Source organism: Sanguibacter keddieii DSM 10542 (assembly GCF_000024925.1).
In the GTDB taxonomy this organism is placed as follows: Bacteria; Actinomycetota; Actinomycetes; order Actinomycetales; family Cellulomonadaceae; genus Sanguibacter; species Sanguibacter keddieii.
Genome location: NC_013521.1, coordinates 1,988,643 through 2,001,508 on the forward strand (window position 1 = coordinate 1,988,643; position 12,866 = coordinate 2,001,508).

At 71.3% G+C, this 12,866-nt stretch carries 13 protein-coding genes; 12 read left to right on the forward strand and 1 reads right to left on the reverse strand.

What is annotated here, in order from left to right; translation table 11 throughout:
* Window positions 1–69 precede the first annotated feature (69 nt).
* The 6 genes from pilM to aroB all read left to right on the forward strand — a co-directional run bounded on the left by pilM (window position 70) and on the right by aroB (window position 5,647).
* Window positions 70–1,131, forward strand: coding sequence for a type IV pilus assembly protein PilM (pilM, locus tag SKED_RS08740; RefSeq protein ID WP_012866778.1), 1,062 nt, complete (start codon window positions 70–72; stop codon window positions 1,129–1,131).
* A complete protein-coding gene (locus SKED_RS08745; RefSeq protein ID WP_012866779.1) occupies window positions 1,128–1,823 on the forward strand; it encodes a pilus assembly protein PilN in 696 nt (231 codons plus the stop codon). Before pilM ends, SKED_RS08745 begins: the two co-directional genes overlap by 4 nt.
* Entirely contained in the window at window positions 1,823–2,617 is a 795-nt protein-coding gene (gene pilO, locus SKED_RS08750; protein ID WP_012866780.1) for a type 4a pilus biogenesis protein PilO, read from the forward strand. The genes SKED_RS08745 and pilO overlap by 1 nt, the downstream gene beginning before the upstream one ends.
* An 89-nt stretch (window positions 2,618–2,706) precedes the next feature.
* Window positions 2,707–3,894, forward strand: a complete 1,188-nt coding sequence (aroC, locus tag SKED_RS08755; RefSeq protein ID WP_012866781.1) for a chorismate synthase — start codon at window positions 2,707–2,709, stop codon at window positions 3,892–3,894.
* A 2-nt stretch (window positions 3,895–3,896) separates the two neighbouring features.
* Window positions 3,897–4,463, forward strand: coding sequence for a shikimate kinase (locus SKED_RS08760; RefSeq protein ID WP_012866782.1), 567 nt, complete (start codon window positions 3,897–3,899; stop codon window positions 4,461–4,463).
* A complete protein-coding gene (gene aroB, locus SKED_RS08765) occupies window positions 4,460–5,647 on the forward strand; it encodes a 3-dehydroquinate synthase (protein WP_012866783.1) in 1,188 nt (395 codons plus the stop codon). Before SKED_RS08760 ends, aroB begins: the two co-directional genes overlap by 4 nt.
* A gap of 15 nt (window positions 5,648–5,662) precedes the next feature.
* On the opposite strand, the gene SKED_RS08770 is transcribed toward aroB, so the two are convergent.
* On the reverse strand, window positions 5,663–6,802 hold the full coding sequence (locus SKED_RS08770) for a hypothetical protein (RefSeq protein WP_012866784.1): 1,140 nt from the start codon (window positions 6,800–6,802) through the stop codon (window positions 5,663–5,665).
* Between the two features lie 186 nt (window positions 6,803–6,988).
* On the opposite strand from SKED_RS08770, the gene SKED_RS08775 reads away from it, so the two are divergent.
* The 6 genes from SKED_RS08775 (at window position 6,989) to SKED_RS08800 (ending at window position 12,738) form a co-directional block, all read left to right on the forward strand.
* The gene (locus tag SKED_RS08775; protein WP_012866785.1) at window positions 6,989–7,561 is read left to right on the forward strand and encodes a hypothetical protein; all 573 of its coding nucleotides are present in this window, start codon (window positions 6,989–6,991) and stop codon (window positions 7,559–7,561) included.
* A gap of 62 nt (window positions 7,562–7,623) precedes the next feature.
* Complete coding sequence (locus SKED_RS08780) at window positions 7,624–8,058, forward strand: type II 3-dehydroquinate dehydratase (RefSeq protein ID WP_042437902.1); 435 nt, start codon at window positions 7,624–7,626, stop codon at window positions 8,056–8,058.
* Between the two features lie 268 nt (window positions 8,059–8,326).
* Window positions 8,327–8,890: an elongation factor P gene (gene efp / locus SKED_RS08785; protein WP_012866787.1), complete on the forward strand. Its 564-nt coding sequence runs from the start codon at window positions 8,327–8,329 to the stop codon at window positions 8,888–8,890.
* A 1-nt stretch (window position 8,891) separates the two neighbouring features.
* On the forward strand, window positions 8,892–9,308 hold the full coding sequence (gene nusB / locus SKED_RS08790) for a transcription antitermination factor NusB (protein WP_012866788.1): 417 nt from the start codon (window positions 8,892–8,894) through the stop codon (window positions 9,306–9,308).
* A 227-nt stretch (window positions 9,309–9,535) separates the two neighbouring features.
* Window positions 9,536–11,260, forward strand: coding sequence for an AMP-binding protein (locus SKED_RS08795; protein WP_012866789.1), 1,725 nt, complete (start codon window positions 9,536–9,538; stop codon window positions 11,258–11,260).
* 104 nt (window positions 11,261–11,364) lie between these two features.
* Window positions 11,365–12,738 (forward strand): DHA2 family efflux MFS transporter permease subunit, encoded by a 1,374-nt coding sequence (locus SKED_RS08800; RefSeq protein WP_012866790.1) that lies wholly within the window; start codon window positions 11,365–11,367, stop codon window positions 12,736–12,738.
* Window positions 12,739–12,866: the final 128 nt, after the last annotated feature.

The window sequence follows — 12,866 nt, forward strand, 5'->3', positions numbered from 1 at the left end:
GGTGCCGATCACCTCACGACGGGCTCGGCAGGTCGCCGGGCTCGGAGCACATCTTGAGGAGGCGCACCGGTGGCCAAGGTACGAACGATCGGGCTGGACATCGGCACGTCCGCGGTGCGGGCTGTCGAGTTCGCCCCCACGCACCCAGGGAGCACCGGAGGCCTCGGGTCCGTCGTACGGGTCGCCGAGGCGCCGCTCCCTCCGGGGGCGGTCCGTGACGCCGAGGTCGTCGACCCCTCGCTGGTGAGCTCGGTCATCAAGCGGCTGTGGAGCAAGGCTGGCTTCTCTGACAAGAACGTCATCATCGGTGTCGGGAACCAGCGTGTCGTCGTGCGTCAGCTCGACCTCCCCGTGATGCCGATGGCGCACCTGCGTCAGGCTCTCGTCTACCAGGCGCAGGAGACCTTGCCGATGGCGGTCGACGAGGCGCTGCTCGACTTCTACCCCACGGGCGAGGTCGACGGTGCTGACGGCCGCGCCATGCGCGGTCTCTTCGTCGCTGCCGTGAAGGACACCGTGTCGGCCAACGTGCTGGCTGTCGAAGGCGCAGGTCTTGTCCCGCAGGTGGTCGACCTCTCCGCCTTCGCGCTGCTCCGGTCGGTCGTCATCGGGGACCTCGCCGAGCGGACGGTGGCTTGCGTCGACATCGGCGCGCGAGTCACCAACGTCGTCGTGGCGGACCGCGGCGTGCCCCTGCTGGCCCGCGTGCTTGCCGCAGGCGGTCAGGACGCGACCGACGCCGTCGCCCGCGCCATGAAGCTCGCCGACGCGGACGCCGAGCGCCTCAAGCGCCAGCTGGGCGTCGGTCAGCAGGTCCAGCCGGACCTCGCCGACGCCGCCGACGCGGTCAACACCGCAGCGCGTGGCCTCGTCGAGGCTGTCCGGAACACGCTGAGCTACTACGCCTCGCAGGTCGCCGGGCCTCCGGTCGAGATGCTCGTGCTGACCGGTGGAGGTGCTCACCTCTCCGGCCTCGGCCAGTACCTCTCGAGCGCCGCACGCCTGCCGGCAGTGCTCGGGAACTCCTTCCAGCACGTGACGTGGGCCAAGACCGCTGACCGTGAGCTCGTCAAGGACCGTGAGTCCACGTTCGCCATCGCGATGGGACTCGCACAGGGAGTTGCCGCATGACCGCCCTCAAGATCGCCCGCCGACCGCAGCAGACCTCCATGCTCGACGGCGTCCCGCCGCGCGCGCAGGTCAACCTGCTGCCGCAGGAGACCGTCGCCGCCCGTGGGATCCGCGGGCTGCAGCGCAAGCTCGTCTACGCCATGCTCGGCTTCGTCGTCCTCGTCGTCATCATCGTCTTCTTCACCTCGATGCGGGTCGACAACGCGCAGGCCGACCTCGAGCGCGAGCAGCAGAGGACGAGCGACCTGCTCCTCGAGCAGAGCAAGTACATCGAGGTGACGGCAGTCAAGGCGCGGCTCGTCACGACCCAGGCAGCGCTCCTCTTCGCCTCGAGCACGGAGGTGCGCTGGTCGGACTTCTTCGCCTACGTGGCCGGTGCGACCCCGGAGGGCGTGCTCATCACGTCGTTGACGGCCCAGACTGCCGACCCGACCGCGGGTCCGCCCACCTCTGCTGACCCTCTGCAGGACGAGGGCCTCGGCATGATCACCATCGGTGCCACCTCGGCGACCCGGCCCGACGTCACCGCGTGGAGCCGTGCGCTGAACCGTGTGCCCGGCTTCGCCGACGCCCGGGTTCTCGTCTCGTCGCAGGTCGATGGTGAGGGTCTCGAGTGGTTCGAGACGACCGTGACCGTCCGTGTCCTCGAGACCGCTCTGTCGAACGCTGCTGGAATGGAAGGTACGGGCTGATGCCGAAGACTCAAGGAGCCTGGATCGGGCTCGCGGCCATCGTGTGCCTCGTTCTCGCGGTCCTCGGGTGGTTCCTGCTCATCTCACCGCGGGTCGACGAGGAAGCGTCGATCCGCGAGCAGGAGACCACGCTCATCGGCGAGAACGACGCACTCCAGCAGCGCGTTGCCGCGCTCAAGGCTGACTTCGACCAGATCGACAGCTACCGGTCTGAGCTCGCCGCCACGCAGGTGAAGCTGCCGACGCAGCCCGAGATCGAAGACATGTTCGACGAGATCGACCTCATCGCCTCGAACAACGGGATCGTCATCGACGAGATGACGGCTGACGCGGCCACGAGCCTCGCAGAGATGCCAGGGTTCGCCACCACGCCCGCTCCGGCTGCGGCGCCAGCCGAGGGGGACTCTGCTGAGCCGACCGACGCCGAGACGACCGAGGCGGCAGCTGAGCCTGTGGAGACCGCGGCTCCACCCGTGTGGACCCCGGACGGGGTGGACTCGCTCGTGCTCTTCCCCGTCCACGTGTCGTTCACCGCTGGGATCGACCAGACGCGCGGGTTCCTCAACGGGCTGCAGACTGGCTCGAGCCGGTACTACCTGGCGTCCAACCCGGTCGTGACGACCGTCGACCCGACGCAGATGGTGGAAGGCCAGGGGAACCTGGAGGTGACGGTCACGGTCTACGCCTACGTCTACACGGATGTCCTCGCGGAGGCAGCAGTCGACCCTCTCGAGGGAGTGGTCCCCGTCGACCCGTCCGAGCGTGATCCCTTCGGCGTCGTCGTCGCCCCCTGACACGCACCCCCAGCACCACCCGCCCACGCCGGGCGTCCGACACTCGGGCGCCCGGCGTCGTCGTGCCTGGTCCGTGGGAAGATGTGGGCATGCTTCGTTGGCTGACTTCTGGTGAATCGCACGGTCCTGCCCTGGTGGGCATCATCGAGGGTGTCCCGGCGGGTGTCGAGGTCCTCACCTCGGACATCCAGGACGCTCTCGCTCGTCGTCGTCTCGGCTACGGCCGTGGCGCTCGGATGAAGTTCGAGCAGGACGAGGTGCGCATCCTCGCCGGACTGCGGCACGGGATCACCCAGGGTGGTCCGCTGGCCGTCGAGATCGGCAACACGGAGTGGCCCAAGTGGGTGGACGTGATGGCGTCCGACCCGGTCGACCCGGAGCTGCTCAACCGTGCCCGCAACGCGCCGCTGACGCGTCCCCGTCCGGGGCACGCGGACCTGGTCGGCATGCGCAAGTACGCCTTCGACGACGCCCGCCCGGTCCTCGAGCGTGCCTCGGCGCGCGAGACGGCCACCCGCGTGGCGCTCGGCACGGTTGCGGCGAAGTTCCTCGAGCAGGCCCTCGGCATCCGCCTGGTCTCGCACGTGACGAGCATCGGCCCGGTCTTCACGCCCGAGGACGCCGTCCTCCCGACGCCCGACGACGTCGCGTACCTCGACGCCGACCCGGTGCGCTGCTTCGACAAGTCGACCTCCGACGCGATGGTCGCGGAGATCGACGAGTGCCACAAGGCCGCCGACACCCTCGGCGGTGTCGTCGAGGTGCTCGCCTACGGCGTCCCCACGGGGCTCGGCTCCTACGTGCACGGCGACCGTCGTCTCGACGCCAAGCTGGCCGCGGCGCTCATGGGCATCCAGGCGATCAAGGGTGTCGAGGTCGGCGACGGCTTCCGCACCGCGGCGCGCCGTGGCTCGCAGGCGCACGACGAGATCGACCGCGACGAGGACGGCCGTCTGCGCCGTCGCACCAACCGTGCCGGTGGCATCGAGGGTGGCATGACCAACGGCGAGGTCCTGCGGGTCCGCGCCGCGATGAAGCCCATCTCGACGGTGCCGCGCGCCCTCGCGACGGTCGACGTCGCGACGGGGGAGCCGGCGACCGCGCAGCACCAGCGCTCCGACGTGTGCGCCGTCCCGCCGGCGGCCGTGGTCGCCGAGGCGATGGTCGCGCTGACGCTCGTCGACGTCGTCCTCGAGAAGTTCGGTGGTGACTCCGTGAGCGAGGTCCAGCGCAACGCTGACACCTACCTGGCGGCCATCCCCGAGCTGCTGCGCTGACCGTGGTGCCGAGCGGAGAGCAGGCGCAGAGCCCGACGGTCGTGCTCATCGGCCCCCCGGGGTCCGGCAAGTCGACCACCGCCCGGCTGCTCGCCGGGCTGCTCGGCGTCGCCCTGCGCGACACCGACACCGACATCGAGGCCTCCGCCGGCAAGGCCATAGCCGACATCTTCGTCGACGACGGCGAGCCGCACTTCCGCGCGCTCGAGCGCGAGGCCGTCACCACCGCCCTCGCGGTCCACGACGGCGTGCTCGCCCTCGGTGGTGGCGCTGTCCTCGACCCGTTGAGCGAGGCGGCGCTGACCGCCTACGCGCAGGCCGGGGGAGCCGTCGTGTTCCTTGACGTCAGCCTCACGCACGTCGCCCCGCGCGTCGGTTTCAACCAGGCGCGACCGCTGCTGCTCGGCAACCCCCGTGCCAAGTGGGCCAGCCTCATGGAGGCCCGCCGCCCCGTGTACGAGCGGGTCGCCACCCACCGCGTCGACACCGACGCCAAGACCGCCGCCCAGGTGGCCCGTGAGATCCACGTGGCCCTGGCCCGACCGACCCCACCGGAGGACCCGTCGTGACCGACGAGACGACCACCAGCGCGACCACTCCCGACACCAGCGCCGGGGCAGCAGCGCAGCCGCCCGCCGTCGTGCGCGTCGACGCCGAGCACAGCTACGACGTGGTCATCGGCAAGCAGCTCCTCGGCGAGCTGCCCCGCCTGCTCGGCGCGGACGTCAAGAAGGTGCTCGTCGTGCACACCGAGGCCATGGAGGCCTCGGCCGCCGTGGTCCGCGAAGACCTGCTCGCCCAGGGCTACGAGGCGCTCCTCGCCGTCATCCCCGACGCCGAGGGAGCGAAGTCCGTCGATGTCGTGGCCTTCTGCTGGCAGGTCCTCGGGCAGTCCGACTTCACGCGCAGCGACGCGATCGTCTCGCTCGGCGGCGGAGCGACCACCGACGTCGCCGGCTTCATCGCCGCCACCTGGCTGCGGGGCATCGCCGTGGTGCACATCCCCACGACGCTGCTCGCCATGGTCGACGCGGCCGTCGGCGGCAAGACCGGCATCAACACCGCCGAGGGCAAGAACCTCGTCGGTGCCTTCCACTCGCCGGTCGGCGTGCTCTGCGACCTCGTCGCCCTCGAGACCCTGCCCAAGTGGGACTTCGTGGCCGGGCTCGGCGAGATCATCAAGACCGGGTTCATCGCCGACCCCGTGATCCTCGACCTCGTCGAGGCCAACGCCGAGGCCCTCGGTTCTTGGCCCGCGAGCATCGACGACCATCTCTGGGGCGTCGTCCGCGAGCTCGTCGAGCGCAGCGTCGCCGTCAAGGCACGCGTGGTGAGCCAGGACCTCAAGGAGGCGTCGCTCCGCGAGATCCTCAACTACGGGCACACCCTCGCGCACGCCATCGAGCAGGTCGAGCGTTTCGCGTGGCGCCACGGTGCCGCCGTGTCCGTCGGGATGGTCTTCGCGGCCGAGCTCGCCCGCCTCGCGGGTCGCCTCGACGACGAGGTCGTCGACCGGCACCGCTCCATCCTCGCCTCTGTCGGTCTGCCGCTCACCTACCGCGGTGACCGCTGGGAGCAGCTCCTCGCCGTGATGCGCCGCGACAAGAAGTCCCGCGGCGACCTGCTCCGCTTCGTCGTCCTCGAGGACATCGGCAAGGTCGGTCGCCTCGAGGGGCCCGACCCGACGCTCCTCGCCGCCGCCTACGCCGAGATCAGCGCCGACGCCCCGACCAGTCGGGCCGTCTCGCTCTAGCCGACCGGACCCGAGCTAGCCGAACGGCGGGGCACCGTCGGCCAGGTGCCGGCGGACCTGGTCCAGGACGGTGCGGGGGTCCCGCTGCCCGCGCGCCAGGGCGTCGACCGCACCCATGACAGCACGCGCGGGGTCGCTCTCCCCGGCCGCGAGCACGGCGTCGATGGCAGTCGCCTCAGGGGCGAGGACCGGGCGGTCGCCTCCCAGGTTCAGCACGAGCTGGACCTCGGCGACGAGCTCGTCCGCGGTCTGCTCGTCGGGAGGGACGAGAGCGTCCCAGGTGGCCGACCAGTCTCCCCACGGGTGGGGCAGCGGGCCGCCGTCGCGGGCAGCGGCGAGGGCCTCCCGGACCAGGGCGACGTCTCCCACGCCGGCGAGGTCGCACGCGTGCCGGGCCGCCTCGACCGCCAGGTGACGTTGCTGTCGTGCAGGCATCGCCGCGAGCAGGTCCACCAGCTCCCGGTCGAGCCCGGCCAGCTGGGCCGCACGTCCGCCGACGGCGCGCAGCTGCGCGGTCGGCGCGCGGCCGCCCCATGCCTCGATCTCGAGCGCGGCGTCCCAGGCTGTCACGGCGGCCTCCCGGGCTCGCTCCGCCTCGGCCTCCAGCTCGGCGACCATCTCCGGCGTCGGAGGTGGTGGCGGCGCGTCCGTCGTGGCAGCGACCCCGTGCCAGTAGGCGGCGCAGTCGCTCCCCAGGCGGACCACGGCGTCCGGCGCGGGTGGAGCGGGCCACAGCTGCAGGAGGTACCGGTCGGTCTCCGGGTCGTCGTCCAGGCGTGCACCGTCGTACCCCTCGTCCATCCGCGTGGCGCACCAGCGCGCCCGGAAGGACCCGGCAGGGAGCGTGCCGATCTGCACGGCCCAGCCGAAGGCGGTCAGCAGGTACTCCCCGGCGGCCAGCTCGAGCGGGACCTCGACCACGTCCTCCCAGTGCTCTCCGAGCGGAGGTTCCGCGTCGTGCAGCTCGGCACGCACCGGGACTGCCCCGGTGTGCGTCCCGGTGGTCAGGGCGAGGCCTCCGGGGACGGCGGCGCCGCACAGGCCGTTCGCCTGCCCGCCCCGGGCCGCCGTGAGATCCGGGTCGTCGTGGCCGTCAGCCCGGAGGTGCAGGAACCCGTAGTGGACCGGTACGTCACCGTCGAACAGGATCCTCATGCGGTCTGCTCCTCTGTCGAACCACGGTCTGCGCGGGCTCATCGTGGCAGAAGACCTCGCGCTCGGCCGCGGCCGGGTCGCGGTGTCGGAGGTGAATCCTCCGGCCCCGCCCGACCCGGCCCCACCGGGCAGAGGTCCCCATCGTGGGCGGGTGCGGTGCCGCCGAGCGGCGTGCACGATCAGGCCATGACGCCTTCCCGCCCTGTCAACTCCGCGTTCCGGGCCGCCCGCGCCTCGCTCTCCTCGAGTCTCTGGATCGGCGTGGCGCTGCTCTGGGCCGCGACCCTGGGGACCGGGGTGGGGGCCGTGGTGCTGTGGGGTGAGACCGCCGGGTGGGCCTGCTCCTTCTTCGTGGTGCTCCTCGCGCCGTTCGCCGTCGGGGTGCTGCTCATGGCGGTCTCCGACCGTCGCAGCTGGTCGGTCGCCGCGCGCGGCGTCCCGGTGGAGACCCGCACGGGTCGCGGACTCGGGACCTCGAACGCGCAAGGACGTCAGGTGGTCGCCTACAAGGACGCCGACGAGCACGGGGCCCGTGGGCGGCCGTACCTGCACCTCACCCTCCCGCGCAGCGCGGAGCACGACGAGATCCGTGGGCCGGTCTCGGTGGAGATCTTCCGTCGGACCGGGCGCGCGGGCCGGATCGGCGGACCGGTCCGGGTGCGGTCGCACGACGGTCGGCGCGAGTGGTGGGCCGGGAATGCTGTCGAGTCGACCGACCGGTACCCGGAGGTCACCGAGGTCCAGACCGCTGCCACCTGAGCGCGACGTCCGTCGGTGGGCGTCCACGCCCTCGGTGCTCGCCCCGTACTAGGCTCCCGGGCATGACACGTGTGCTGCTGCTCAACGGACCCAACCTCGGACGTCTCGGCGTGCGCGAGCCCGACGTCTACGGGGCGCTGTCCTACGCCGACCTCGTCGAGGCGGGCGCCCGGTGGGGGAGCGAGCTCGGCCTCGAGGTGGAGGTCCGTCAGACGGACGACGAGACCGAGCTGGTGCACTGGCTGCACGAGGCGGTCGACACGCGCACGGACGTGGTGCTCAACCCCGCGGCCTTCACGCACTACTCCTACGCCCTCCGCGACGCGGCTGCGCAGGTGACCAAGGGGGGACTGCGGCTCGTCGAGGTGCACATCTCCAACCCGTACGCCCGCGAGGAGTTCCGCCACCTCTCGGTGGTCGGCCCCGTCGCGACGGGCACGGTCGCGGGCTTCGGCTTCGACTCGTACCGTCTCGCGCTGATCGCTCTCGCCGGCTGAGCAGCAGAAATAGTGTGCCAAGCACCTCATGTGCTCCCTGGGCCACCTAGGCGAGCGACGAACAGCCGCACACCGTGCCTCGACGGCGAGGGGGTGGCCCCGTGCCCGAGGGCTCGGGGTGCGGTGGATCGGCTGAGGTAGACTGGCCCACGCTCTCGTGCGGTCCGCTCCCTGGTCAGCCCTCAGCCTCACCCTTCCGGTGGTGCTCGTCGGCTCGTCGGGTGGTCGTCGGGTGCCTGATCCTTGAACACTCGACAGGAAGACCACCGTGGCTACCACCAACGACATCAAGAACGGCACTGTGCTCAAGCTCGACGGCCAGCTCTGGACCGTCATCGACTTCCAGCACGTCAAGCCCGGCAAGGGTGGCGCGTTCGTCCGCACCAAGATGAAGAACGTGACCTCGGGCAAGACGGTCGACAAGACCTTCAACGCCGGCCTGAAGATCGAGACTGCGACCGTCGACAAGAGCGACATGCAGTATCTCTACAAGGACGGCACGGACTACGTGTTCATGGACCAGACCACGTACGACCAGATCAACATCCCCGAGACGGTCGTCGGCGACGCCGCCAACTTCCTCCTCGAGAGCCAGGTCGTCAACGTCGCGACCAACGAGGGCACCGTCCTCTACATCGAGCTGCCGCCGTCGGTCATCCTCGAGATCACCTACAGCGAGCCGGGCCTCCAGGGCGACCGTTCCACCGGTGGCACCAAGCCCGCCACGCTCGAGACCGGCCACGTGATCCAGGTCCCGCTGTTCCTCGAGCAGGGCACCAAGGTCAAGGTCGACACCCGCGACTCGAGCTACCTCGGCCGAGTGAACGACTGACGTGGGAGCCCGGACCAAGGCCCGCAAGCGCGCGCTCGACGTGCTCTTCGAGGCCGAGCAGCGTCACCTCGACCCGATCACCCTCCTCGCGGACCGGGTGGCCGAGCCGGGGACCGAGGCGTCCCTCCCGCAGTACTCCGTCGACATCGTCGAGGGGGTGCTCGAGCAGCTCGACCGTATCGACGAGCTCCTCGAGACCTACTCGCACGAGTGGTCCCTCGACCGCATGCCGGCCGTCGACCGTGCGCTGCTGCGCATCGGCACCTGGGAGATCCTCTTCAACGACGAGGTCCCCGACGCCGTGGCGATCGACGAGGCCGTCGAGCTCTCGCGCTCGCTCTCGACCGACGACTCCCCGGTGTTCGTCAACGGGCTCCTCGGTCGGATCCTCGAGCTGAAGCCGACGATCCTCGCCTGAGCACGCGCCGCCGCTGCGTCTGCGCAGCAGCCGCTCTCCCCGAAGGGCCGGACCTCCACGAGGTCCGGCCCTTCTCGTGTCTCCGCGACCCCGCCCGCCTCGCGCGACGGGCGTTCCTGTCGTATCGTCTGCGCGCCCCTCCCACCAGGTGAGGAGGTTCTGCGAGGGTCTGGCGGACCAGGACCTACGACCCCGTAACCTACGCGTCCGTAAGTTATTCTGGTCAGGTGACCTCGTCCATCGAAAGCCGCCCGTGGTTGTCCTCCTACGCGCCCGGAGTCGCGCACGACATCACCGTGCCCGACGAACCGCTCACCGCGTCGCTCGAGCGCGCGGCCGAGAGGTTCCCCGACCGCGCCGCCCTCGACTTCATGGGGTCGACCACCACCTACGCCGAGCTCTTCGACCAGGTCCGTCGCGCCGCGACCGTCCTGCTCGACCTCGGCGTCGGCCCCGGTGACCGGGTCGCGATCGCCCTCCCGAACCTCTCCAGCCACGTCGTCGCCTTCTACGCCGCGCTGCGCATCGGTGCCGTCGTCGTCGAGCACAACCCCACCTACACCGCGGCGGAGCTCGCCCACCAGCTGAGCGACTCCGGTGCCGTCGTCGCGATCTGCTGGGAGCACACGGCCGTCAAGGTCCTCGAGGTCCAGGACCAGACGCCGGTCCGCACCGTCGTCGCCGTCGACATGTCCCGCGACCTGCCGACCCTCAAGCGCCTCGCGCTGTCGCTCCCGATCAGCAAGGCCAAGACGCTCAAGGCCACCATGCGCGCGACGCTGCCCGCAGGGACCGTCTACTGGCACGAGCTCGTCGCGAAGGCCCAGCCGCTCGCCGCAGACCACCCGTACCCCGAGGCCGAGGACCTGGCGCTCCTGCAGTACACGGGAGGCACCACCGGCACGCCCAAGGGGGCGATGCTCAGCCACCGCAACCTCGTCGCCAACGTCGTCCAGGGCACCGAGTGGACCGGCGCCGAGCGCGAGTCCGTCGAGGAGGGCGGCCACGAGGTCGTCTACGGCGTCCTGCCGTTCTTCCACGCCTTCGGCCTCATGCTCTGCCTCACCTATGCCATGCGCATCGGCGCGACCCTCGTGCTGTTCCCGAAGTTCGACGTCGATGCCGTGCTCGCCGCCCAGAAGCGGCTCCCCGGCTCGTTCCTGCCGGCCGTCCCGCCGATGCTCGACCGCCTGTCCGCCGCCGCGAAGGCCGGCCCCGCCGACCTCTCGAGCTTCCGCTACGCCATCTGCGGCGCGATGCCCATCCCGCTCGCGACCGCCCAGGCCTGGGAGGAGGTCACCGGGGGCCTCGCGATCGAGGGCTACGGCATGACCGAGACCTCCCCGGTCGCCCTCGGCAGCCCGCTGTCCGACGAGCGCCGGCCCGGCATGCTCGGCCTGCCCTTCCCGTCGACCGACGTGCTCGTCGTCGACCAGGACGACCCCACGAAGATCCTCCCGGCGGGGGAGCGCGGCGAGCTCCTCATCAGCGGCCCGCAGGTGTTCTCCGGCTACTGGAAGCGCCCGGAGGAGACGGCCGACTCCCTCGTCGAGCTCGAGGGCAAGGTCTGGGTCCGCACCGGCGACGTGGTCGTCATGCACGACGGCGGGTTCGTCCAGCAGGTCGACCGCATCAAGGAGATGATCATCACCGGCGGGTTCAAGGTCTTCCCGTCCCAGGTCGAGGACTGCCTGCGCACCATGCCCGGTGTCGAGGACGTCGCCGTCGTCGGTCTGCCCGGCGGAGACCTCGGCGAGAAGGTCGTCGCCGCCCTCGTCCTGGCCCGCGACGCCAGCGGCGTCGACCTCGAGGCCGTCCGTGCCTGGTGCGAGAAGAACGTCGCCCGCTACGCCCTGCCCAAGCAGCTCGTCATCATGAAGGACCTGCCCCGCTCCCAGATCGGCAAGGTCCTGCGTCGCGTCGTCCGTGAGCAGGTCATCGCCGGGGCGTGAGCCGACGCCCGCGGTGAAGTCCGCTCGCACGATGCGCGGAGCCCGGTACGCAACGCGCTGGGCCTGGTGCGCAGCGCCTCCCGCCCAGGTCTAGCCTGGGCGCTGTGACCACTGTCGAACGCCGCGTCCTCGTCGTCGCGATCCTCGCGTCCTTCGTCGTGTTCCTCGACGGCTCGGTGGTCAACGTGGCGCTGCCGGCGATCGCGGGTGAGCTCGACGGGGGAGTCCTCGACGGGCTCGCGCTCCAGCAGTGGGTGGTCGACGCGTACCTCGTGACGCTCGGCGCCCTCATCCTCGTCGCCGGCTCGCTCTCCGACGTCTTCGGCCGGCGGCGCGTCCTCACCTGGGGACTGGTCGGCTTCGGCATCACCTCGCTGCTCTGCGCCCTCGCCCCGACGGGCCTCGTACTCGTCGTAGCCCGCGCGCTCCAGGGAGCAGCAGGGGCGCTGCTCGTCCCCAGCTCCCTCGCCATGATCGTCGCGACCTTCCGCGGCGAGGCCCAGGGGAAGGCGATCGGGACCTGGACCGCGTGGACCGGGACGGCGATGATCGCCGGCCCGCTCCTCGGCGGGATCCTCGTCGACACCGCCTCCTGGCGGTGGGTCTTCGCCGTGAACGTCGTGCCGGTCGCGCTCACCGTCTGGCTGGTCCGCTCGACACCTGGGGGAGCGCGCGACACGTCACGCCGCGTCGACGTCGTCGGGGCCGCGCTCGTCGCCCTCGGGCTCGCCGGGACAGTCTTCGCGCTCATCGAGCAGGGGCGGCTCGGGTGGTCCGCACCGCTCGTCTGGGCGCCGCTCGTGCTCGGGGTGACCGCGCTCGTCGCCTTCGTCCTCTGGGAACGACGCGCCCCGGACCCCGTGCTGCCGCTGCGGCTCTTCGCCGTCCGCAACTTCTCCGCCGGCAACCTCACGACCGCAGCGGTCTACGGCGCGCTGGCCTTCGGCGGCTTCGTCCTCGTGCTCTTCCTCCAGCAGGTCGCCGGCTACAGCGCGACGGCAGCCGGGCTCTCGATGCTCCCGGTCACCCTGCTCATGCTCGCCCTGTCCTCCCGCGCAGGCGCCCTGGCGGGGCGCTACGGTGCGCGGGTCTTCATGACCGTCGGCCCGCTCGTCGCCTCCGCGGGGTACCTGCTCATGCTCACCACCACCGAGGAGGCCGTCTACCTCACGCAGATCCTGCCCGGGGTGCTGCTGTTCGGTCTCGGGCTGGCAGCGACCGTCGCGCCGCTCACCGCCGCCATCCTCGCCTCGATCCCGGCCGAGGACGCCGGGATCGGCTCGGCAGTCAACAACGCGGTCTCCCGGGTGGCCGGGCTGGTGGTCATCGCCTGCGCCGGCGTGGTGATCGGCCCGACCCTCGACCTCGCCGGCTTCCACCGCGCCCTCGTCCTCACCGCGGTCCTCCTCGCCCTCGGCGGCGTCGTCAGCTGGCTCGGCATCCGCGACGGTGCCCGTGCGCCTGACCGGGCTCCCTGACCAGGCCGTCTCACCGGCCCCCTGAGCGGACCCGTCTCACGATGCGCGTGCGTGGGTGAGGCGTGCCCGGCGTCGCGGTAAGGTGGGAGACATCCTGCAAGACATCCTTTAAGAGCCGTCCAGAGAGG